Source organism: Pseudohongiella sp. (assembly GCF_040877505.1).
Classification (GTDB): Bacteria; Pseudomonadota; Gammaproteobacteria; order Pseudomonadales; family Pseudohongiellaceae; genus Pseudohongiella.
On the sequence record NZ_JBBDNQ010000006.1, the window covers coordinates 459882 to 483020 of the forward strand.

Consider the following 23139-nt stretch of genomic DNA (forward strand, 5'->3'; position numbering starts at 1 on the left):
GGAGTGACCCGGCGCCGGTTTATGGTAAAGTAGCGGTTTTGCCGCTGGCCCTGCCTCCCCCCAGCACGATATATATTGCGGGATACTATACCGAGCGCAGACTGCTTGTCGTTTCCTTACGGGAGCACATTTGCTGGCAGCTGGAAGTTTATCAGTCAGGAGTACACTATGAGTGAACAAAAAAAAGCCCGCTTAAGCCTGGCCAACAGCCAGGAAGTGATTGAACTTCCGGTCCTGGAAGGCACCATGGGCCCCGATGTGATTGATGTGCGCAGCCTTGTATCCAAAGGGGTCTTCACGTACGACCCCGGATTCATGTCAACCGCCTCTACCGAATCCGCCATTACCTATATCGACGGCGACGCTGGCGTTCTGCTGCACCGCGGTTATCCGATCGACGAACTGGCAGAACATTCGGACTACCTGGAGACCTGTTACCTGCTGCTCAACGGCGAACTGCCCGATGCCAAAACCAAGGCTGCATTTGTCGAGGACGTCACTCGCCACACCATGGTTGATGCACAGATTGCCCAGTTGCTCAACGGCTTTCAGCGCAACTCGCACCCAATGGCTGTGTTGATTTCACTGACCGGGGCACTGGCCGCGCTGTATCACGACGATCTCGACATAGATGACGCGGAGCATCGCAAACTGGCCGCCATTCGCCTGATTGCGAAAATGCCCACCCTGGCTGCAATGGTCTATAAAAATTCAATCGGCCAGCCTGCAATGTCCCCGCTCAACACCCTCAGTTACTCAGAAAATTTCCTCCACATGATGTTCGGCGTACCGGCCGAAGCGCCCAACGTCAGCCCGGTGCTGACCAAAGCCATGGATGTCATCTTTCTGTTGCACGCTGACCACGAGCAGAATGCCTCGACCTCCACTGTGCGCCTGGCCGGTTCAACCGGGGCCAACCCTTACGCCTGCATCGCCTCCGGTATCGCAGCGCTGTGGGGTCCGGCTCACGGGGGCGCCAACGAGGCCGTGCTGAACATGCTGAATGAAATTGGTGACGAATCCCGAATCGAGGAATATATTGCCAAAGCCAAAGACAAGGACGACCCTTTCCGCCTGATGGGCTTCGGTCACCGTGTCTACAAAAACTTTGACCCCCGCTCCAAGGTCATGCGTAAAATCTGTGACGAAGTGCTGGCTGACCTTGGTGTCGAAAACGATCCATTGTTCAAGATTGCTCGCCGCCTGGAAAAAATCGCCCTGGAAGACGAATACTTCATTGAACGTAAACTGTACCCGAATGTCGATTTCTACTCTGGCATTATTCTGAAAGCCATTGGCATTCCTGCCAGCATGTTCACCGTGATATTTGCTCTGGGTCGTACTCCGGGCTGGATAGCCCACTGGAATGAGATGCTCAGCGCACCTTACAAAATTGGTCGCCCACGTCAGTTGTACAAGGGTGCAGCGAAGCGCGACTACCCAGCCTGATCGAAGCCGAGGGGACGGAGCCAGGTCTCCGTCCCCGGCCCTTCGCTCGACGGCAAACTTAGTCGGAACCAAACAAACGCACAAACAAAAAGGGGTCAAGCGAAAGCTTGACCCCTTTTTGTTTGTGCGTTTGGTGGAGCTAATCGGGATCGAACCGATGACCTCAACGCTGCCAGCGTTGCGCTCTCCCAGCTGAGCTATAGCCCCGTAACATGTCTGCTGGCTGAAACAGGTGGGACAATTTCAACCGTGCTTACTGCAGAGATCGCGCATTTTAGGCATCGACCTGCGTGCTGTCAATGCCTTAAATCGCTTTTTGACCAGATCAGGGACAGTTGCAACACAAGCCGCCCCAACATCCAACAGCTCACGACGCAGCAACACCCGACTGCAGGTCACGGAAAGTTTTTTCCAGCACTTTTGCTTCTTTTTTGGACACACCACCCAGCACATCAATCGCCTGCCGGATTCGTGCCCGGCTCACGTCCAGGCCCAGGATACAGATGGCATCAATAACAGAAACAGATACCGCTTTGCCGGTAATCGCCACAAACAGCGGGAACAGGGTCTCACGAATCTTTATCCCCAGGAAGGCTGCCAGTTGTTGAGCACTGTGCTCAACATCGTCTCGCGTCCAGTCACCCAATTGTTCCAGCTGCCACACAGTCAACTGCAGAATCTGTTTACTCTGCTCAGCGCTCAACTGCTTGTGCTCAAAGTCCTGCGCCTGCACAGGCAACAGTCCACTGAGAAAGAACCCGGCCAAAGGAATCACATCACTGAAACGCTCAACCCGGTCTTTTATCAGCGGGATTATTTTTGCCATCTTGCCATCAGCAAAGGCCCACTGGCTGTAAGCTTCTGCGAAAGCTTCGGTATCCAGATTCTCCCGAATATACTTGCCGTTCAGCCAATTGAGTTTTTCAACATCAAATACAGGGCCGCCCAGTGATACGCGATCAATATCAAATGCCGCTTCCATCTCTTTCAGGGCAAATTTCTCGCGACCATCAGGCATGGTCCAGCCCATCATGCCCAGGTAATTCACCATGGCTTCAGGCAGATAACCCATGTCCTGATAATAGGAAATACTGGTTGGGTTCTTGCGCTTGCTGAGCTTGCTTTTATCCGGGTTACGCAACAGGGGCATATGACAGAACTGCGGTTCCTGCCAGCCAAAATGCTGATACAGCAGAATGTGTTTGGGCGTGGAGTTAATCCACTCCTCGCCCCGGATTACATGCGTGATCTCCATCAAATGATCATCAACCACATTGGCAAAGTGATAGGTCGGCAGATGATCCGACTTCATCAATACCTGCATGTCAATCTGCTGCCAGCTGATGCGAATCTCACCACGCAGGCGGTCATGGAAAACACACTCGCCGTCCCGTGGAACTTTCATGCGGATCACATGCGTTTCTCTGGCAGCAAGCCTGGCCTCAATCTCGGACTCGCTCAGGCCGAGGCAATGGCCGTCGTAACCGGCTGTTTGTTTGTTGGCCATTTGCTCGGCACGCACAGCGTCCAGACGTTCGGCGGTACAAAAGCAGCGAAAGGCATGTCCTTTGTCCATCAGCAATTCAATGTGCTGCCGATAGATATCGCTGCGCTGACTCTGCCGATAGGGGCCATGCGGGCCGCCGTTATCGGGCCCTTCCGCCCAGTCCAGTCCCAGCCAGCGCAATGCCTGCAGGATATCCTGCTCTGACTGCGCGGTGCTGCGGGTCTGATCGGTGTCTTCAATACGGAGAATGAACTCACCGTTATGCTGGCGGGCAAAACAGCGATTAAACAGTGCAATGTAGGCTGTTCCTACATGCGGGTCACCCGTGGGTGAAGGTGCAATCCGGGTGCGCACCTTGGTCAGTGGCGTATTTGACATGAGACTCCTGCAGTACCTGCTTGAAATTGAGCTTGCCCGGACTTTGCACCGGGCAAGGCCCGATTATACGTGATGGCGCCCTGGTCCACCACGCATGCTGTCGTAACATAGTGAGATCATGAGACAAGACCCCTTAAAGCACGGTCTTTGTTATACTGGCCGCCCTGAAAACTCTGATAACTCTGATAACCCTGATAAACCTGATAACTCTGATACCCCTGATAACTACGCGAGCTATTGTTTTGAGCCACTTGCAAGCCCACGCACAATCCGCAACAAAGTCGGCCGTTCGCCCGGAACATGGTAACGATGTCAGCCCGCATCGTTTTTGCGTCGCGCCCATGCTGGACTGGACCGATCGACATGAGCGCTACTTTCTGCGCCTGCTCAGCCGACATGCGCGCCTGTACACTGAAATGGTGACCACAGGGGCATTGCTGCATGGCGACGTCAAACGGCATCTGCAATTCAATGCCGCTGAACATCCCGTGGCACTGCAGCTCGGTGGCAGCGAACCGGATGCTCTCGCACACTGCGCTGAGCTGGCGGAAAAATGGGGTTACGATGAAATCAATCTGAACGTAGGTTGCCCAAGTGACCGCGTGCAATCGGGTAAATTCGGTGCCTGCCTGATGGCCGAACCAGAGCTGGTGGCCGATTGCGTCAGGGCCATGCGAGCAGCCACTGCAGTGCCGGTGACCGTAAAATCACGCATTGGCATAGATGACAAGGATTCTGATGAGTTCCTGCAGCGCTTTGTTGCCGTGGTCGCCGACGCTGGCTGTCGCACGTTTATTGTTCACGCCCGTATCGCCGTTCTGCAGGGGCTCAGCCCAAAGCAGAACCGCGATATCCCGCCACTGAACTACCCGCGGGTACAACGCCTGAAGCAGCGTTTTCCGGAATTGCAGATCATCATTAACGGTGGCATCAACACGCTGGCTCAGGCACAGGCGCTGACAGATGGCTCCGACGGCATTGCACTGGACGGTGTCATGATGGGCCGCGAGGCTTACCATAACCCTTACACACTGGCGCACGCAGATCAGCAGCTGTTTGCAGAGGACAGCGCGGTCCCATCACGAGCAGATGTCATGGCGGCCTATCTGCCTTACGTCGAAGCACAACTGGCACAGGGCACACTGTTGCAGCACATGACACGACATATTCTGGGCCTGTACAAGGGACAGAACGGAGGCAGGCTGTTCCGGCGTCATCTCAGTGAAAATGCATTCCGGAAAAACGCCGGTATAAGCGTGCTCAAAGACGCCTGCGCGCTGGCAGATACACATGCCAGCCTGCCACCACATGAACAACCTGATGACAACTTGAGGAATCACGCATGATAGATGCCATCAAACGCTTTTTTGACAACTCACTCGCCGGCACCGAGCAGGAAACATCCGATCACAAGGCCGAGCGACTGCGGCTGGCCAGCGCCGCCCTGATGTTTGAACTGCTGAAGACTGACAGGCACATAGACAAGCGTGAAACCGACATGCTGCGCCAGGTACTCGAAACAACCTTTAACCTGGACCGACAGCAACTGGACGCCATCATCGAATTGGCCCAGCAAGAAGCGGAACAAGCCGTCTCACTGTACGAATTCACCAGTCTGGTCAATACCGAGTACAACTATGAAGATAAGGTATTGCTGGTGGAAAACCTGTGGCGGCTGGCACTGGCCGATGATCACCTGGACAAATATGAAGAACAGATGATACGCAAAACCGCAGATCTGCTTTACGTATCACACAGCGATTTTATCAAGAGCAAGCTGCGCGTTCGCGATGGCAACTGAGACCGGACAGCGATGTTTCAAAACAGCCTCTGTTTCAATCCCAGTCACCCCAATCGTCGGCTTGATCAGCCACTTCACCATCCTTTACCAGGTACTCACGCTGCTGAAGATAGGCTTCCCGGGTAAAAATATACGGATCACCTGACATCAGAGAATCCACCGACATGGCATCGACCCTGCGATCTACCTGCTGCAGAACGAACGCGGCATTACGCAGCATCACGTCCTCACGGTAGTTCAGCGGGTTGGTAAAGGTATCGGTAGCGAAACCGAAACCATCACGCACGGTGCTGGGCCCGAACAAAGGGAGCACGATATAGGGACCGGCAGGGACCCCCCAGTACCCAAGGGTCTGGCCAAAATCCTCGTCGTTCTTGGCGAACCCCACCCAGCTGGCCACATCAAACAGTCCGCCGATGCCCATTGAAGTGTTGAACATCAGACGCCCGGTATCATTGGCCGCATCTTCCAGCTTGAACTGCAAAAGATTATTGGCAAGAACAGATATATTATTGATATTACTAAAGAAATTACTTACGCCCTGGCGAGCAAAAAGTGGCACATAACGAATGTAACCATTGGCCACCGGGCGCAGCAATTTGCGATCAACATAATCATTGAACGCGTGTACCTTGACGTTGACCGGCTCAAACGGATCGTACTCCGGGGCCTGTTGCGCGGATACACTGCCGGGTGTCATGCTCAGGGAGAGGCCCCCGGCCAAAGCAAGAACCAAAAGACTGCTATTCGGATACTGCATGCGTTTTACCACTCCAGTGATGCGACCGATACAACTGCCACCTGCGAAAGGGGTGCATATTATCCCAGATAACCCGGGTGCTTGATATACCCCTAATGGGGCAGTTCCAGTTGCTTGCGCAACCGCTTGGCCGACACCGGCCCGCGCGTGCCCAGAGTCTGGGCGAACAGGGAAACCCGCAATTCCTGCAGCCACCAGGGGAACTCCGCCAGTTTGCGCTCCTGATCGGTTCGATCCTGCACGCCAGCCTGGCCATAGAGATCGCTCAGCTCTGTTATGACTGATTGCATGTCCTGGTCACGGGCCAACTGGGTCGGCAGCTTGTCCAGCCTCTGTTGCAGCGCTTTCATATACCTGGGGTATTCCCAGAGCCAGGCGTCAGGGACCGCAACCGGGAAATCGTCCGGGAATAAAAAGACCAGCTGCGATTCAATATCCGTCTTTGCAGCATCAAGTGTTGACGGTAATGAGGAAAGGCGTCGCCGTACATCAAACAACAGGTCGTAGGTCTCTTCCAGCAAACGGCACAAACGCCCCGCTTGCTCAATCAGGTCTGCCCTGCCCTGGCGAAGCAGGGTTTCAAATTCAGCGGGCTTGCGAACTTCCTGTTCGTTCAGGCGAAAACTCAAGCGGTAGGTCGCCGATACCGCGTTTTCCAGCCAATCTTTTTCCTGCGTGATCAGTTTAAGACCCAGCGACTTTTTTACGTGCCCCAACTGTTTAAGGATCATCGCCTTTTGCTGTGCTGTGCGCAGCATCAATAATCGCGCTACACCGCGCTGGGATATCCGTGCCGCCTTCTGCTGACCGTCACACAGAATGAGGGCGACGCTGCTGCCATCGTCCCGGAGTGCGGGATAACGTTGCAGACGAATGCCCTCGTTGATTTCAACGCTGGCTGGCAGATCACCAAAATCCCAGTCAGTGATACCTGCGCGCTCAAGCGCATGTGTCGGCGTTTTTCTGACAGTGGCGGGGCTGTTACTGAATTTCTGCTTCAGCTCAGCAAGATCGTGACCGATGGTCAGCACCCGGCCTTTCTCATCCAGCACGCGGATACGCGGCTGCAGATGCACAGGAATCGATCCCGGGTCCCAGTGCTCCGGTGTTATGCGAATTCGTTTCAAGGCCCAGGCCCGCTCGGTCAGCAGCTCTACCAGGCTCCGTGCCGGGTCGGCGGTATCGCCGGACCTGTCTGTGTTCAGGTGATTCACCAGTGCCTGCGCCACAAACGCCGGCACTGGGACAAACTGTTTGCGCAGCGCTTTGGGCAGGCTTTTCATCAGCGCAACCGCCCGCTCCTGTACCAGACCCGGCACGGCCCAATCCAGATCCTGCTGGGTCATATTGCCTAACAACAGTGCCGGTACGTCAATACTGATGCCATCATCATTGCTGCCCGGCTCAAATCGATAGTTGATCGACAACTCGTTGTGCTGCACTGCCGCACGGTCGGGAAAGGCATAATCACTGTTTTGATCAATGTCGCGTGCAATCACATCGCTGCGTTGCATACGCAGGGGGTCGGCACTCTGATTCAGGCTCGGTTTCTGGCTGTCGTACCAGTGCTCCAGCGCAGCCTGGGTGTTGACTGATGCTGGCAGGCGCTTGTCATAAAACGCAGCCAGTTGATCTTCACTGACCAGAATATCGGGGCGACGCTCCTTTTCTTCCTGTTTCCTGATCTCTGTCAGCAGCTCGGCATTGGCCTGATAAAACGGCAGCCGGGTTTCAAGCTGCTGACCCACCAACCCTTCGCGAATAAAAATATTTCTGCTCAGGGCCGGATCTATCGCACCGAAGGACACCGTGCGCTTCTCAATCAAGGTGAGACCAAACAGACTGATTTTTTCATAGGCAACAACTTCGCCGCGCTTTTTCTCCCAATGGGCTTCAAAATGCTCACGGCGCAAAAGATGCGGCGCTGCCTCCACTGCCCATTCCGGTTCGATACGTGCGGCCATGGTGGCAAACAGGCGACTGGTTTCTATCAGCTCGGCGCTGACAATCCAGCGTGGCAGTTTTTTGTAAAGTACTGAACTGGGAAACAGCGAAAATTTCCGGCCACGGCTGCCAAGATAAAAACCGTCCTGGGTTTTCTGCCCAAGCTGATTCAATGAACCGGGTAACATGGCGCGATGCACTGATTCGTAATCCGGCACCTGGTTTTCTGTTCGCACTGGCGCTTTAAAACCCAGCGACTGACATGAAAGGCTGAGTTGTCGATGGGTTTCACGCCATTCGCGCAAACGTAACCAGGACAGAAAATGCTCCTTGCAGTACTTGCGAAACTGACCTTGCGTCAATGCCTGACGCTGTCTCTCCACCTCGTCCCACAACACAATCCAGGACAGAAAATCTGACTCGGCATTGGCAAACTTTTTGTGCTGCTCCCGAGCCGCCTGCCGTTTGTCCGCCGGCGTTTCACGCGGATCCTGTACGCTCAGCGCGCTGACGACAATCAATAACTCGTAAAGTGAATGACGCCGCGCAGCTTCAATCAGCATGCGCCCCAGGCGCGGGTCTGCCGGCATGCGAGCCATCGCGCGACCGGTGTCCGTCAGCTTGCGTTGCGTATCGATAGCGCCCAATTCGTCCAGCAGCTTGAAACCATCGTTGATGGCACGTTTATCGGGGGCCTCGACAAACGGGAACTGACTGATATCACCAAGTTTGAGCAGCAACATCTGCAAAATCACCGCACTGAGATTGGTGCGCTGTATTTCGGGATCGGTATACAGTGGCCGCCCCAGGAAGTCGCCCTCACTGTAAAGGCGAATACAGATACCACTGGCAACCCGACCGCACCGCCCGGCACGCTGATTGGCACTGGCCTGTGATACCGGCTCTATGGGCAGGCGTTGCACCTTGCTTTGCACGCTGTAACGACTGATACGCACCAGACCGCTGTCAATAACATACCGGATACCCGGAACCGTCAATGAAGTCTCCGCCACATTCGTCGACAGGATAATGCGCCGCCCGGCATGTGGCGCGAATATGCGTTGCTGTTCATTCTGCGTCAGCCGCGCATACAAGGGCAGTATTTCTGTTTGTCTGAGTTCCTGTTTACGCAGCGCTCCAGCAAGGTCGCGGATTTCCCGCTCACCGCTAAGAAAAATCAGAATATCGCCGGGCGGCTGTCGCCTCTCCCGCTCCATACGCTCCAGAGTGCGCAGCGCCTGTAACACCCCGGCCAGTAGAATATCTTCTTCTTTATCTTCGCCATCCAGTTCGGCCGGATCTTGGTACAGAATTTCCACCGGGTAGGTGCGGCCAGATACGCTGATAATCGGCGCATCGGAAAAGTGGCGGGAGAACTTCTCTACGTCTATCGTTGCCGAGGTGATGATTATTTTCAGGTCGGGTCGCTGACGACTCAGGCGTTTGAGATATCCCAGCAGGAAATCGATATTCAGGCTGCGCTCGTGGGCTTCATCGATGATCAACACATCGTATTTGTTGAGATAACGATCCTGCTGAATTTCTGCCAGCAATATGCCGTCGGTCATCAGTTTGATAAAGGTATTGTCATTGGTATTGTCGCTGAAGCGGACCTGATAACCCACACCCTGTCCCAGCGTTTCACCCAGTTCATCAGCAATGCGAGAGGCCACTGCGCGTGCTGCCAATCGGCGCGGCTGTGTGTGGCCAATCAGACCTTGTACCCCGTAACCCAGCTCCAGACAGATCTTGGGTATCTGTGTGGTCTTACCGGAACCTGTCTCACCGGCCACCACGATGATCTGATGCTGCCTGAGGGCATCAGCAATGTCCTGACGCTTTTCCGATACCGGCAGTTCGGGCGGATATCGGACTACCGGTATTGCTGCCTTGCGCGCCTGCACCCGTGCAATCGATTTATCAATACGCGCCTGTAAGGCCGCTAACGCGTTTGCCGTTCCGGAATCAGCCGGCCTGGTTTTGGTTGCTCCGGACACAGGGCCTGACGTTGAATCTGATGCCCGGCGATTCAGGCGCGACAGCGCCTGCCGCAAGGCAAACTGATCCGCACTCAGGCACTGCTTGATCCGGTTGTGCAGTTCTTTACTCATGGTTGTGCTTATTGATGCTGCTTCAGCTCCTGCTCACGTATCTCACGGCGCAGTATTTTACCGACATTGGATTTGGGCAGATCATCCACAAAAACTATTTCTTTGGGGACCTTGTAAGCCGTCAGATTCTCCCGGCAATGCGCCGTCACATCTTCAACTGTCAGAACATTGTCGCGACGTACAACAAACAGCTTGATCGCCTCACCGCTTTTTTCACTGGGCACACCAATGGCGGCACTCTCGGCAACGCCGGGGTGCGAATTGATGACCTCTTCCACTTCACTGGGGTACACATTAAACCCGGATACAATAATCAGATCTTTCTTGCGGTCAACAATCTTGATAAAGCCGTCATCATCGATCATGGCGAAGTCGCCGGTTTTGAACCAGCCGTCCTTGGTAATCGATTCCTGACTGGCCGCCTCATTACGCCAATAACCTTTCATGACCTGCGGGCCGCGCACCCACAACTCGCCTTTTTCGTTCAATCCCAGATCGTTGCCATCTTCGTCCACAGTTTTGATCTCGGTGCCGGGTACGGGCGGCCCAACGGTACCAATCTTGACCTTGTGATGCGGATTGACGCTGACCACCGGAGAGCATTCGGTCAGACCATAACCTTCGTAAACCTGGCAACCGGTCACGCGTTGCCATTCCTCGGCAACGCTGATGGTCAACGCCATGCCGCCAGCACCGGTAAAACGCATCTTGCTGAAATCAACCTGGCCGATATCCGGGTGTCGGCTCATGGCCAGAAACAGCGTATTGATACCCACAAAGCCATTGATTTGCGGCAAGGACTTCAGGGTTTTGATCAGACCACCCAGATCTCGCGGGTTGGGTATCAACACACTCAGATTGCCAGCATAGACACCTGCCAGGCAATGGAACATGAAGGCGTAGGTATGGTACAGCGGCAGTGGTGCAACAATGACGTCCTGCCCATCGTTGATCAGCGGTTTGCTCACCTCACGCAACTGCATCATATTGTGTATCAGGTTACTGTGCGTCAGCATCGCACCTTTGGCCAGACCGGTGGTGCCTCCTGTGTACAGAACGATGGCAACATCGGTACCGCTGTCCAGTACGCTTTGTTTTGTTGCCGAACTGCTCAGGGCATCGGACCAACTCACAGCACCCGGTATGGACCACGATGGCACCATGCGTTTAAGGTATTTTACTGCCAGATTCATCAGCAGGCGTTTTGGCTGCGGCAACATATCAGCCAGTTGGGTTACCACAACACATTCGATGTCGGTATCTTTAATGATCGACTCTAGCTTGTCGCAAAAGTTCTCCAGGATGACAACGCCCTTGACACCAGAGTCACTGAATTGATGTTTCATTTCCCGCGCCGTATACAGCGGGTTGGTATTGACGATTACCAGACCCGCGCGCGCGGCTGCCACCACGGTGACCGGAAACTGAATAAGATTGGGCATTTGAATGGCAATGCGATCGCCCGGTTGCAGGCCACTTTTGTCACGCAGCCAGGTCGCAAACCGTGCACTGTACTCATCAAGCTCAGCATAACTGATGGTATGACCAAGACAAGTGAATGCGGGCTTGTCCGCGTAGTGCGTGAAAGCATACTCAAAAACATCCACAATCTGATTGAACTGACCCGGATCGAGATCGGGCTCAATAGACATCGGGGCTGCTGCGAACATAGTGCGGGTCTCCTGGGACACAGTCCTGGTTGGTTATTATTGGTTTGGCTCTTTGTGGCTTGGCTCTTTGTGGCTTGGCTCTTTGTGGCTTGCCTACTTGCTAAGCGAGGTCATGGCTTCTTCCAGGCCTTTCACTGACAACGGATACATTCTGTCTTCCAGCAACTGCCTCACCACTGCTATGGAGTAACCATGATCCCAGTGCTCTCTGGGAACGGGGTTTATCCAGGCAATATGAGCAAAGTTATCTGTCAGCCTTTGCATCCACACAGCGCCAGCCTCCTCATTATAGTGCTCAATACTGCCACCGACATGCGTGATTTCATACGGCGCCATGGTGGCATCACCGACAAAGATAACTTTATAGTCTTTGCCATACTTGTGCAGTATATCGAACAAAGGTGTGGTTTCCGCCTGACGACGGCGACTCTGTTTCCATACTGATTCATAAACAAAGTTGTGAAAATAGAAATACTCAAGATGCTTGAATTCAGTGCGCGCGGCTGAAAACAGTTCTTCGCACAGTTGCACGTAGGGATCCATCGACCCGCCGACATCAAAAAAGATCAGCACTTTGACCGCATTATGGCGCTCCGGCACCATCTTGATATCCAGCAACCCGCCCTTTCGTGCGGTTGAAGAGATGGTATCGTCAATGTCCAGCTCGTCCTGTGCACCTGCCCGGGCAAATTTGCGCAATCGGCGCAGGGCAAGTTTAATGTTGCGGGTACCAATTTCCAGCGTGTCATCCAGATCACGGTAATCCCGGCGATCCCAGACCTTGACGGCGCGACCTTCACGCCCTTCGTCCTGACCGATACGAATACCCTCGGGATTAAAACCGTAAGCCCCGTACGGCGACGTGCCACCGGTGCCGATCCATTTGTTGCCGCCTTCGTGCCGCTCCTTCTGCTCTTCAAGGCGTTTGCGGAACTCTTCCATGAGTTTGTCGAGCCCGCCCATGGACTCGATCATGGAGCGCTCTTCCTCACTGAGGCTGGCTTCAAACTGACGGCGTAACCATTCATCGGGAATGGCATCACGCAGCAGATCATCGAGCACTGAAAGCTCTTTGAAATAGCGTGAAAATGCCCGGTCAAAGCGATCGTAGTATTTTTCGTCCTTGACCATGCACAGACGCGCAAGCAGATAGAATTGTTCCATGTCGGCAAATGCAAAGTTCTGCTTCAGGCACTCGATCAGCGTAAACAGCTCATTCAGGCTGACCGGTATTTTCTCCCGGCGCAATGCATTAAAAAACCGAATTAACATAAGCTCCGCCGTTACCGTTTCGCCCGATGCATGAACGCTATCTTCTCCAGCAGGTGAACATCCTGCTCGTTTTTCAGAAGCGCGCCATACAGCGGCGGGATGGCACTTTTCATATCCGGATTTTTCAGGATTTCTTCGGGGATATCGTCTGCCAGCAGCAGCTTTAACCAGTCTATCAATTCTGATGTAGACGGTTTTTTCTTCAGGCCTGGCACTTTTCTGACGTCGAAGAAGATGTCCATGGCCTGCGCCAGCAGATCCTTTTTAATGGACGGATAGTGCACAGCAACGATTTTTTCCATGGTCACCGCATCGGGGAATTTAATGAAATGGAAAAAACACCGACGCAAAAATGCATCGGGCAGCTCCTTTTCATTATTACTGGTAATGATGACAATGGGGCGGTGACGTGCCTGAACGCGCTGCTGTGTTTCGTAGACATGAAACTCCATCTTGTCCAGCTCCAGCAGCAGGTCATTCGGAAACTCTATATCGGCCTTGTCAATCTCATCAATCAGCAGCACAACCTGCTTCTCTGAGTCAAAAGCCTGCCACAGTTTTCCTTTCACAATATAGTTGGCAATGTCATGAACTTTGGGATCTCCCAGCTGGGAGTCACGCAGACGCGATACCGCATCATATTCATACAGGCCCTGCTGGGCGCGCGTGGTCGATTTGATATGCCACTGTATCAGTTCCAGACCCAGAGATTCGGCAATCTGCTCTGCCAGCATGGTTTTCCCGGTGCCGGGTTCACCCTTGATCAATAGCGGTTTTTGCAGGCTGATCGCCGCATTGACGGCCATTTGCAACTCATCAGTGGCAACGTATTCTTTGGTTCCTGTAAATCGCATAGTATCCTCTAACGCAAATTCAAAATGGGGCAGCTTGTCGGTAACAAAACAGCTTCAGCGTTTGGCCGGGCGGGTGAAAAACGAACGCAGCAGTCCCGCCATCAGTGCAATCACAATGGCCGCAACAAGCGCCAGCGTCAGCGGCACCAGGCCCCTGATAAAGGCATCGCCGCCAATCGTAATCATATCCAGCAGAATAACGATGACAGCTGGCGCCATGAAATCTTCGTCGGCGGCCACATACCACGGGGTATAGATCAGCGCGATCATCACGCCACGCAGCACATTGGCCAGCGGCTTGAATCTGATAGCCCCGGTCGCCTTGTAAAACAGGACGTAACACAAAGTGCCCGCAATCAGATAAACCGCCCAGCTCGTGATATAACCATAGATATCCAGCATTCAATGTCCCGCCGTCAGTGTCAGCATCATAATAACAGCCCTGTCATGCACGAACCCAGCGGATAACATGTTCTTCCAGCCCGTCATCATGCACATACTCCTCGGAAATGACGCGCCCCGTGACGGCTATACCCTGCTCCAGCATTGCCTCACGGGAGCCGGTCAGCAACGGATGCCACGCCGGCAACGGTTTATGCTGATACCGGAGTTTATAGGCGCAGGTGTCCGGAATCCAGTCAACTGATTGCCGCAACACTGACATATCCAGTACCAGGCAGTCGGGCACCAGCACATTGCGCTGCCCGTAGGCCGTACAGGCGCATTTGCGCTGGTCCAGATAACGGCACACAACCCGTGTGTATACCAGATCACCGGTACCTTGCGCAGGTGCATCATCCTGCAGCTTTTTAAGACAGCAACGGGCGCAGCCATCACACAACAGCTCCCATTCACGATGATTCAAATCGCTCAGCGGGAGTTCCCAGAAATGCTCTCGAACAGCTGACGAATTCACGTCCCGGCCCCCTCAGACGTGCTGCCGGCGGCAATGATACCCGGCAATCGTGCCTCCAGCAGAGTCCGCTGCCAGCCAGTCAGATCGTCAGGCCATCGCAGATCCGACTGCTCACAACCGCCGCGCTGCCGGTTCATGTGCATCAGTGTAATCAGCTGCTTCTTGCGCGCCAGCAACTCTTCCGCAATGCCGGTTTCACTGGCGATCGTGCGCACCGCCTGCTGACAACGTTTCAACATCGCGCGCTGCGCCTGCGACATAGGCGCACCTTCCAGATTGTTTGCTATCTCGTCTGCTATCGGCCCGCTGTCCCGGATGATAGCCAGCAAGGCGTCAGCGTCCTGCTGATAAATATTGCGACTCATGTCCTGCAACTGCGTCAATGCATGCCGGTCCGCGGGCAGCTTTTCTGCCAGCATAATCAGATCAGCGTCACGGGCAATCCATGAGCGGGGTTTGTCCCGCGCACGTGACACCTGCTCGCGCCAGATGCACAGATCCTTGAGCACACCCAACTGCCTGGCATTCAACCGCCAGGCCGCACCCATAGACAAATACAGGTCAGGCCAGTTCGACGAATCTTCGGCGGCAAGCGAGATCTGTCGCATGCGCTCACACTCTTCCAGCAGGTAGTCCAGCTTTTGACTCCGCTCCAGTCCCGCGACCAGCTCCTGGTATAAGCGAGGCAGATAGGCAACGTCCAGCGCCGCATACTTGATCTGGTTTGCCGACAGAGGACGTTTTAACCAGTCCGACCGCGTTTCCCCCTTACTGAGCTCTACGCCGGCAATATGCCTGACCAGATTCAGATAGCTGATACTGTAACCGTGGCCGAGAAATGCGGCAGCTTTCTGCGTATCAAAAACAGGCCCTGGCATGCAGTCGTAAAAATAGTTGAACACAACCAGGTCTTCCGAGCAGGAATGCATGATCTTGACAACTGTCGGAGAGCTCAGGATTTCGATGAATGGCGCCCAGGCCTTTATGCTTAACGGATCCAACAGGTAGGTGCCCTGCCCGTCGCCGACCTGAATCAGACCCGCACGCGGATAGAATGTACTGACACGAATAAACTCCGTATCCAGGGCAATAGTCGGCAGGGTTCGCCAGCGTTGGCAAAGCTGTGCCAGGCGGACATCCTCAACCACCAGCTCCGGATCTGGAAAATCAGTCATAAACAACTCTCAGCATGGGCACATATTCCTTTTTTAAAATCAGCAAAGTAGATAGTTTTTCAATACCCTGCTAGCGTATTAATTGGCGACCATTAAAGGCATGACTCAAAGTGCCGCCATCAACATACTCAAGCTCACCACCCACCGGCACACCATGGGCAATACGGCTGATCACCAGCCCCTGCCCTTTCAACAGGCCAGCGATATAATAAGCCGTGGCATCGCCTTCAACCGTGGGGTTATTGGCAAGAATCAACTCCTCCACCGGCTTTTCCTGCAACAGGCTCATCAATTCGTTGATGCCTATTTCATCCGGCCCGATCCCGTCTATGGGCGACAGGTGTCCCGACAATACGAAATACAGGCCCTGGTAGCTGCCGGCCTGCTCGATTGCATAAAGATCGGCCGGCGAACCCACAACACACAGGATTGAACTGTTACGCCCCGGATTACTGCAGATGCGACAACGAACCTCTTCGGTCAGCGCCCGGCACTGTTCACAACGACCGATGTTGTCCAGCGCCATGGTCAGCGTTTCGCTCAACCTGGCGGCACCGGTACGATTGCGCTCCAGCAAATATATCGCCATGCGCTGCGCCGATTTGGGACCAACACCCGGCAGGCAGCGCAGCGACTGAATCAATTGTTCAAGTAAAGGGCTATGCATTATCGGAACACACCTGTTCGGTTACATCGATTAAAACGGGAACTTGAAACCGTCAGGCAGTTTTAATCCGGACGTCATGGCGCCCATGGCATCGCGATTGCCTTCCTCAAGCTTCTTGACAGCATCGTTGATTGCAGCAGCGATCAGGTCTTCGATAATCTCCTTATCCTCCTGCATCAATTCGGCACTCAGCTCTACCTTGCGTGCATCGTAGCGGCCACCTAGCTGGATCCTGACCAGACCGGCACCCGATTCCCCAATCACCGTTTTCTTGGCAGCCTCTTCCTGGGCCTTCTGCATTTGTTCCTGCATTTTTTTTGCTTGCTGCAGCAACGCATTCATATCAGTCATACAATATCCTCATTTATCTGAGTACTCATTTATGGAACCCTGATGCTGTCAGGCTGTTCTGGTTAGAATCTGCAAGGAATTCTGGTCAACTCTGGCATCGAACTCCTCTATCAAAGCCAGCACCCCCGGATCGGTGTTGAAGCGATGGTGAAGCTCATCAATGGCCTGTTGTTTCTCCCGGCGCCGACGCTGCGCGGGCGACTCGCAAGGCAATTCGCCCACCCGTATGACGATGGAAACCGGTCGCCGCAACGTTTCACTCAGGGCCTGGGCAATCTTGGGCTGCTGATCATCCGAATACAAGGCGCTTTGCTGCTGGTCCAGTATCAACGTGTAGCCATCGTCCGTGATGTTCTCAGGTACGCAATTGGCCAGAATATTGCCACTGATACCCGTCAACTGACACCGGACTACCAGCAAATACCAGTCTTCCTCACCGGTTGAGACTGTATTTTCATCCCGGCCTGCGCAGTCCGGATCACGCGAAGGCTCTGCGACATCAACTGGCGACGCGTGCTCAGCTCCTGCCGGTTCCGGTTCCGGTTCGAGCCGGGGCTCACCTTCAGGCTGGGACTTATGCTCAGCCTGGGACTTATGTTCAGCCTGGGACTCATGTTCAGCTCGCGGTTCAGGTTCAGGCTCGGGCCGGGACTGGGTTTGAGGCTGGGTTTGAGGCTGGGTTTGAGGCTGAGGTTCAGGCTGGAATACAGGTTCGGGCTCTGGTTTTGATGCAGAGGCAGTTGTCGGTTCAGGTGCGGTTATCGATTCAGGCTTTTTTTTTTCGCTGCCAGCGCCTGGCAGCACAGCGCCGGCAAACACATCCGGGCTGAATGCCAGCATGCGCAACAGCCCCATTTCAAAGCAGGCTCTTGCTTCCGGTGAATGGGGCATATCCTGCAGTGTCTGCACACAAATCTGATAATACAACTGCACGTCTTCAGCAGCAAAGGCACCCGCCAGCGCCTTGATTTGCTCCCTGTCGCCTTCGCTGTTATCGATTGCATCCGGCATCACCTGCGCCAACGCCAGACGATGACAGACACTGAGCATTTGTTCCAGCAAGCGACCGTAGTCCGGATTGTTCTCTGCGCACTGAGCCACTGCCGACATCAGGCCAGACCCGTCCCGATGCGCCAGCGCCTCCATAAAAGCAAACACGGCAGCATGATCCGGTGTGCCCAGCAAGGATGTCACCGAGGCCACCTGCACACTGCCACCACCAAAGGAAATGCTTTGGTCCAGCAGGGTCAGCGCATCGCGCATACTGCCTGCCGCTGCCCTTGCGAGCTGCCACAGTGCATCCTCCTCATGATCAATCTGTTCGGCTGCCAGCACCGACTGCAGATAGGTCACAATCTGCGCCGGCGCCAGATTCTTGAGGTGGAATTGCAAACAGCGAGACAACACCGTTACCGGCAATTTCTGCGGATCAGTGGTGGCCAGCAGGAATTTCACGTGCGGCGGTGGCTCTTCCAGCGTTTTCAACAATGCGTTAAAGCTGTGACCGGACAACATGTGCACCTCGTCGATCAGGTACACCTTGAAGCGACCACGCGCCGGCGCATACTGCACGTTGTCCAGCAGATCACGGGTGTCTTCCACTTTGGTACGCGATGCAGCATCCACTTCAATCAGATCGATAAAACGCCCTTCGCTGATTTCGCGGCAGGCATTGCATTGCCCGCACGGTGTCGCTGTGATGCCCTGCTCACAATTAAGGCAACGCGCCAGGATACGTGCGACCGTGGTCTTACCGACACCCCGGGTGCCGGTAAACAGATAGGCATGATGCAGGCGCTGTTGCTCAAGGGCGTGGGTCAACGTTTGCAGGACATGTGCCTGTCCGGCCATTTCGCTGAAATTCTGGGGGCGCCATTTCCTGGCAAGTACCTGATAGCTCATGTGTCGCTGTCAATGTTCTGGTGACTGAAGGAGAACTATTGTATTGCAAACCGCGCGCGAGTGACAGGCGGCGCCGGGGTTTTGAAGGAAGGATTTGGGACCGTATCTAAGGTGGCATCTCCTGCCAGCCACACCACGGCACATGAGTCTGCTGCTACCGTTGCTCCCTTCCGGGCCTGGCGGGGTTTACAGCGTATCATTGCGCGGGGACCGACAAGAGATACCATAACACCTGACGCGATGATGAATCATCAAATCAGGGGCGGCATTATCAATAAATTACGCCGGTTAATCAAGTGCGCTGGCACCCTCAGCACCCGACAATGACGCCTGGCCCGCTTTTTTCAGCGCTCAGGGCAGGCTTACTGCCATCAGTCGCGTCACTGGACCTGCACCGACCGCCATGACAATATATTGTTTGCCATCAATCATGTAGCTCATTGGCGTACCCATCGGCGGCAAGGGTAAATCCAGCTCGCTGAGAACCTCACCGGTCGCTTTGTCATAACTGCGCAATACCGGGCGGCTGCCGTCCAGTTGCGCAACGAACAACAGTGAGCGGGTCAGCAAGGGGCCATTACGACCAAAACTCCCTACCGGGCCCGGGTCATCGATACCCAGTTCCATTATGCGCTCGCGTATACCTTCACCGTGCGGCACCATCCAGCGGTGCTCACCGGTGTTCAGGTCAATGGCCGTGATGCGTGCATATGGCGGCTTGATCAGCGGCAGGCCCTGCGGGCCGTCGATACTGAAGTTACGGTCACGAATATAACCAAAATCCGATTCACCGGGCTCCGGTTGACGAAGCCTGACAAATCGCGGCACGGAGAACGACGGGATATACATCATCCCGGTCTCGGGGTCGGTTGCGGCGCCAGTCCACGTGGCGCCGCCACTGTATCCCGGGAAAACAATCACACCTCGCTCGCTGGGCGGTGTATACAGGGGGCCGTAGTCAACACCGGCGATCAGGTCCACCGCCTGCGATCGCAGCGCCGGGGTGAAGTCAATCAATGTTGCGTCCGATATACCCTGAGGTTCAAACGGGGCCGGTCTGGTCGGAAACGGCTGTGTCGGCGAGGTACGTTCACCCGGCACCCGGGTTTGCGGTACCGGCCGCTCTTCAACAGGCCATACCGGTTCGCCGGTCAGGCGGTCGAGTACAAACACAAAACCCTGCTTGGTCACCTGCGCCACGGCTTTTATGTCGCGACCATCAACCGTGATATCAATCAGGTTGGGGGCGGCAGGCAAATCGTAGTCCCACAGACCATGCCTGACTACCTGAAAATGCCAGACTACCTCACCGGTCGCCGAGTCCAGTGCCACCAGACTTTCCGCATACAGGTTGTCGCCCAGGCGGTGACCGCCAAACCAGTCATTGTTCGGTGTGCTGACAGGCAGGTAAACATAACCGGTGTCCGGATCAGCACTCATGGTTGTCCACACATTGGTGGCACCGGCCGTGCGCCAGGCTTCGTTTTCCCAGGTCTCGGCGCCGGCTTCTCCGGCCTGCGGAATGGTGTGGAATATCCAGCGTTGTTCGCCCGTACGCGCATCAAATCCGCGCACATGGCCGGGCGGCAGCTGATCCTGAAACAAAGGCCCGTCGCTGATGGATGAACCTACCACAACAGTGTCATTGATGATTATCGGCGGTGAAATCGAGCCGTACAGGCCAATGCGCGTCTCACGCCCAAGACCCTGTTTCAAATCGATGACGCCTGCATCTCCGAATGACGCATCCGGCTGCCCTGTGCGGGCATCAAGCGACCATAACAGACCATCATTGGCCGCCATGAAGATGCGGCCGTCACCGCCATCATCCCACCAGGAGACACCGCGATGATTATTGTTGAAATTGGGATGCCGGCCACGCGTCCAGGAACCGGTATCAAACACCCAGCGTTGTTCGCCACTGGCCGCCTCTATGGCAGCCACCTGCCCCAGCGAGGTACTGACATAGAGCACGCCGTCAACCATGATCGGCGTGGACTTGTACTCACCGGCACTGGCGCGGTCATCCTGTCGGAAGATGGCGTTATCAGGGGTATCCCAGACCCAGGCGACTTCCAGTTCAGCCACATTACCGGCATTGATCTGAGACAAGGGTACATACTTGCTTGATGCTGCGTCACTGCCGTAAAAGCGCCAATCCTGCTGGCGCTCAGATACATCCTGAGCACAGGCGCCCGCACTGAGCATGACGCTCAGCACGGCACCACAAAGGAGCGCTCCCGAAGACCTACGGGATGGCATAAGCCACCACCGACGCCTCAGTACCACCGCCCAGCGCGATCGCAATGTACTGTCGGCCATCAACCATGTAGGTCATGGGTGTTGCACTGGGTACGGAAGGCAGGTCAATTTCATGCACTACCTCTCCCGTGGTTTTATCAAAGGCGCGCATCACCGAGCGGGCGCCGTCCTGTTGCGCGATGAACAGCAGGGTGCTGGTCAGCACCGGACCGGTGCGTGAGGTTGATCCGACCGGACCCGGATCCACAATGCCCAGATCAATGATGCGCTGACGCGGCCCCTCACCATGGGGCACCATCCACACATGATCACCGGTATTCAGGTCGATCGCGGTAATACGGCCGTAAGGCGGTTTGGTCAGTGGCAGGCCCTGTGGACCATTGACCGAGGTGACGCCACCGCGGACAAAATCGAAGTCGGACTGCCCGGCTTCGGGCTCAACCAGCTGCACCACAATGGGCGCGGTTGCTGAGGGGATATAGAGCATGCCGGTTTCCGGATCCACCGCTGAACCCTGCCAGCCACCACCACCGGACCAGCCGGGCAGATTGATGGTGCCACGCTGCGACGGCGGGGTGAACAAGGGGCCGTAGTCAAAACTTTCTATATTGGCCAGTGCTTCGGCTCGCAGTTCCGGCGTAAAGTCGATCAGCGTCGCGTCGGAAATACCCTGCAGATCAAACGGTGCCGGACGTGTCGGGTGTGGCTGGGTGGGCGCTGCACGCTCACCGGGCACGGTTGAGGCAGGCACCGGCCGCTGCTCTATCGGCCATACCGGCTCTCCGGTTTCGCGATCCAGCACATAGACAAATCCCTGCTTGGAGATTTGTGCCAGTGCCTTGATATCACGACCATCGACAGTGATATCGACCAGGGTTGGTGCCGCCGGCAGATCATAGTCCCACAAGCCATGCTCGACCGCCTGGAAATGCCACACACGCTCACCGCTATGACCGTTCACGGCTACCAGAGATTCAGAGAACAGGTTGTCGCCCAGTCGGTGTCCGCCGTACCAATCGTTGGTGGGTGTGCCCACCGGCAGATAGACCAGGCCCAACTCCATATCGGCGCTCATCTGCGTCCACACATTGGTATTGCCCACGATTTCCCAGGACTGATTCTCCCAAGTATCGTTACCAAACTCGCCGGCCTGGGGGATGGTATGGAAAATCCATTCCTGCTCACCGGTTTTGATGTTGTAGGCACGCACATGTCCGGGAGGAGCTGATTGAAACGCCGGGCCGTCATGTATCGAAGAGCCCACAACGACCAGGTCGTGGAATATCAGGGGCACACCCATCATGGTGTAGGCCTGCCGGTCGATCTCCCGGCCCAGCCCCAGGGCCAGGTCCACTTTGCCCTGTTCTCCGAATTCCAGGTCCAGTTCGCCGGTTCTGGCATCCAGCGACCACATGTACGCATCATTGGAATACACCAGAATACGTTCTTCATCGCCTTCGCGCCAGTAACCCACACCCCGGCTGTTGTAACCCAGATTGGCCGGGCGCCCTGCTTCCCAGCCTCTGGTATCGAACATCCACAATTCTTCACCGTTCACGCCGTCTATGGCAGATACGCGCCCGAACGATGAGTTTATGTAAAGCACGCCGTCTACCGCTATTGGCGTGGCTTTGAAAGCCGACGGGGTGGCGCGGTAGTTCTCTGCAGCGTGATTGGCAGCCACGGTGGCATTGTCAGGTGACTGCCACTGCCAGACCTGCTCAAGATCGGCAACATTGTCATGGTTGATCTGATCAAACGCAGCGTATTTGGTGGAGGATAGGTCTGAACCATAGTGGGTCCAGTCATCAGCGCTGCCGAATACGCTGAAGCCGAGGGCCGCTGCGGACACCGCTGCAACCAGGGTCTTGGGTAGATACATGGTCTGTTCTCTTCTAGTTATAATTAGACTGACCGCTCGATACTACAACAAGATCAATAACCTCTAAAGGGGACGGGGGGATTATTTTAAATATGGCGGTGAGGGAGGGATTACTCAAACAGCCTGCCGGCTGTTTGACCCTGCGGGCTTCGCGCTGGCGCGCTCGTTTTAAGTTGCTGCGCAACTTTTCGACCCTCTATCGGGTTCGCCTCCCTCCCGGGCTGGCTTCAGCTTTTTT

17 protein-coding genes, 1 tRNA gene and 1 other RNA gene are annotated in these 23139 nt (G+C 55.1%); 3 read left to right on the forward strand and 16 right to left on the reverse strand.

Going from position 1 to position 23139, the window contains the following annotated elements; genetic code table 11:
* Positions 1–168 precede the first annotated feature (168 nt).
* Positions 169–1449, forward strand: coding sequence for a citrate synthase (locus WD071_RS02215; RefSeq protein ID WP_368046659.1), 1281 nt, complete (start codon positions 169–171; stop codon positions 1447–1449).
* A 131-nt stretch (positions 1450–1580) separates the two neighbouring features.
* Here the strand turns inward: WD071_RS02215 and WD071_RS02220 are convergent.
* Positions 1581–1656, reverse strand: a tRNA-Ala gene (locus tag WD071_RS02220).
* 160 nt (positions 1657–1816) lie between these two features.
* Positions 1817–3319: a glutamate--tRNA ligase gene (gene gltX / locus WD071_RS02225; protein WP_368046693.1), complete on the reverse strand. Its 1503-nt coding sequence runs from the start codon at positions 3317–3319 to the stop codon at positions 1817–1819.
* A gap of 257 nt (positions 3320–3576) precedes the next feature.
* Here gltX and dusA point away from each other — a divergent pair, with 257 nt between their 5' ends.
* Positions 3577–4680, forward strand: a complete 1104-nt coding sequence (gene dusA / locus WD071_RS02230; protein WP_368046660.1) for a tRNA dihydrouridine(20/20a) synthase DusA — start codon at positions 3577–3579, stop codon at positions 4678–4680.
* Entirely contained in the window at positions 4677–5135 is a 459-nt protein-coding gene (locus tag WD071_RS02235) for a TerB family tellurite resistance protein (protein ID WP_368046661.1), read from the forward strand. Before dusA ends, WD071_RS02235 begins: the two co-directional genes overlap by 4 nt.
* Positions 5136–5169: 34 nt before the next feature.
* Here WD071_RS02235 and WD071_RS02240 read toward each other — a convergent pair whose 3' ends face one another.
* The 14 genes from WD071_RS02240 to WD071_RS02305 all read right to left on the reverse strand — a co-directional run bounded on the left by WD071_RS02240 (position 5170) and on the right by WD071_RS02305 (position 22901).
* Positions 5170–5895 (reverse strand): VacJ family lipoprotein, encoded by a 726-nt coding sequence (locus WD071_RS02240; RefSeq protein WP_368046662.1) that lies wholly within the window; start codon positions 5893–5895, stop codon positions 5170–5172.
* Positions 5896–5987: 92 nt separating this feature from the next.
* Positions 5988–9950, reverse strand: a complete 3963-nt coding sequence (gene hrpA / locus WD071_RS02245) for an ATP-dependent RNA helicase HrpA (protein ID WP_368046663.1) — start codon at positions 9948–9950, stop codon at positions 5988–5990.
* A gap of 8 nt (positions 9951–9958) precedes the next feature.
* Positions 9959–11620: an AMP-binding protein gene (locus WD071_RS02250; RefSeq protein ID WP_368046664.1), complete on the reverse strand. Its 1662-nt coding sequence runs from the start codon at positions 11618–11620 to the stop codon at positions 9959–9961.
* 93 nt (positions 11621–11713) lie between these two features.
* The gene (locus WD071_RS02255; RefSeq protein WP_368046665.1) at positions 11714–12892 is read right to left on the reverse strand and encodes a VWA domain-containing protein; all 1179 of its coding nucleotides are present in this window, start codon (positions 12890–12892) and stop codon (positions 11714–11716) included.
* An 11-nt stretch (positions 12893–12903) separates the two neighbouring features.
* The gene (locus WD071_RS02260) at positions 12904–13746 is read right to left on the reverse strand and encodes an AAA family ATPase (protein ID WP_368046666.1); all 843 of its coding nucleotides are present in this window, start codon (positions 13744–13746) and stop codon (positions 12904–12906) included.
* Positions 13747–13800: 54 nt separating this feature from the next.
* Positions 13801–14148 (reverse strand): hypothetical protein, encoded by a 348-nt coding sequence (locus tag WD071_RS02265; protein ID WP_368046667.1) that lies wholly within the window; start codon positions 14146–14148, stop codon positions 13801–13803.
* Between the two features lie 43 nt (positions 14149–14191).
* Positions 14192–14662: a YcgN family cysteine cluster protein gene (locus tag WD071_RS02270; RefSeq protein ID WP_368046668.1), complete on the reverse strand. Its 471-nt coding sequence runs from the start codon at positions 14660–14662 to the stop codon at positions 14192–14194.
* A complete protein-coding gene (gene rnd, locus WD071_RS02275; RefSeq protein ID WP_368046669.1) occupies positions 14659–15837 on the reverse strand; it encodes a ribonuclease D in 1179 nt (392 codons plus the stop codon). The genes WD071_RS02270 and rnd overlap by 4 nt, the downstream gene beginning before the upstream one ends.
* 70 nt (positions 15838–15907) lie before the next feature.
* The gene (gene recR, locus WD071_RS02280; RefSeq protein ID WP_368046694.1) at positions 15908–16507 is read right to left on the reverse strand and encodes a recombination mediator RecR; all 600 of its coding nucleotides are present in this window, start codon (positions 16505–16507) and stop codon (positions 15908–15910) included.
* Positions 16508–16534: 27 nt separating this feature from the next.
* A complete protein-coding gene (locus WD071_RS02285; protein WP_368046670.1) occupies positions 16535–16855 on the reverse strand; it encodes a YbaB/EbfC family nucleoid-associated protein in 321 nt (106 codons plus the stop codon).
* Between the two features lie 48 nt (positions 16856–16903).
* Positions 16904–18757, reverse strand: a complete 1854-nt coding sequence (gene dnaX, locus WD071_RS02290) for a DNA polymerase III subunit gamma/tau (protein WP_368046671.1) — start codon at positions 18755–18757, stop codon at positions 16904–16906.
* A 119-nt stretch (positions 18758–18876) separates the two neighbouring features.
* Positions 18877–18973: signal recognition particle sRNA small type (ffs, locus tag WD071_RS02295), an RNA gene on the reverse strand.
* A 135-nt stretch (positions 18974–19108) separates the two neighbouring features.
* Positions 19109–21019 carry a pyrroloquinoline quinone-dependent dehydrogenase gene (locus tag WD071_RS02300; protein WP_368046672.1) on the reverse strand — a complete coding sequence of 637 codons (1911 nt, stop codon included), beginning with the start codon at positions 21017–21019 and terminating at the stop codon, positions 19109–19111.
* Positions 21006–22901 (reverse strand): pyrroloquinoline quinone-dependent dehydrogenase, encoded by a 1896-nt coding sequence (locus WD071_RS02305; RefSeq protein WP_368046673.1) that lies wholly within the window; start codon positions 22899–22901, stop codon positions 21006–21008. Before WD071_RS02305 ends, WD071_RS02300 begins: the two co-directional genes overlap by 14 nt.
* Positions 22902–23139 lie beyond the last annotated feature (238 nt).

Coding starts and splice junctions, on each gene's coding strand:
- WD071_RS02240 (WP_368046662.1), bottom strand. CDS start 5,895: ATGCAGTATCCGAATAGCAGTCTTTTGGTTCTTGCTTTGGCCGGGGGC.
- hrpA (WP_368046663.1), bottom strand. CDS start 9,950: ATGAGTAAAGAACTGCACAACCGGATCAAGCAGTGCCTGAGTGCGGAT.
- WD071_RS02215 (WP_368046659.1), top strand. CDS start 169: ATGAGTGAACAAAAAAAAGCCCGCTTAAGCCTGGCCAACAGCCAGGAA.
- WD071_RS02300 (WP_368046672.1), bottom strand. CDS start 21,019: ATGCCATCCCGTAGGTCTTCGGGAGCGCTCCTTTGTGGTGCCGTGCTG.
- rnd (WP_368046669.1), bottom strand. CDS start 15,837: ATGACTGATTTTCCAGATCCGGAGCTGGTGGTTGAGGATGTCCGCCTG.
- WD071_RS02255 (WP_368046665.1), bottom strand. CDS start 12,892: ATGTTAATTCGGTTTTTTAATGCATTGCGCCGGGAGAAAATACCGGTC.
- WD071_RS02260 (WP_368046666.1), bottom strand. CDS start 13,746: ATGCGATTTACAGGAACCAAAGAATACGTTGCCACTGATGAGTTGCAA.
- WD071_RS02285 (WP_368046670.1), bottom strand. CDS start 16,855: ATGACTGATATGAATGCGTTGCTGCAGCAAGCAAAAAAAATGCAGGAA.
- WD071_RS02265 (WP_368046667.1), bottom strand. CDS start 14,148: ATGCTGGATATCTATGGTTATATCACGAGCTGGGCGGTTTATCTGATT.
- dnaX (WP_368046671.1), bottom strand. CDS start 18,757: ATGAGCTATCAGGTACTTGCCAGGAAATGGCGCCCCCAGAATTTCAGC.
- WD071_RS02250 (WP_368046664.1), bottom strand. CDS start 11,620: ATGTTCGCAGCAGCCCCGATGTCTATTGAGCCCGATCTCGATCCGGGT.
- WD071_RS02235 (WP_368046661.1), top strand. CDS start 4,677: ATGATAGATGCCATCAAACGCTTTTTTGACAACTCACTCGCCGGCACC.
- WD071_RS02305 (WP_368046673.1), bottom strand. CDS start 22,901: ATGTATCTACCCAAGACCCTGGTTGCAGCGGTGTCCGCAGCGGCCCTC.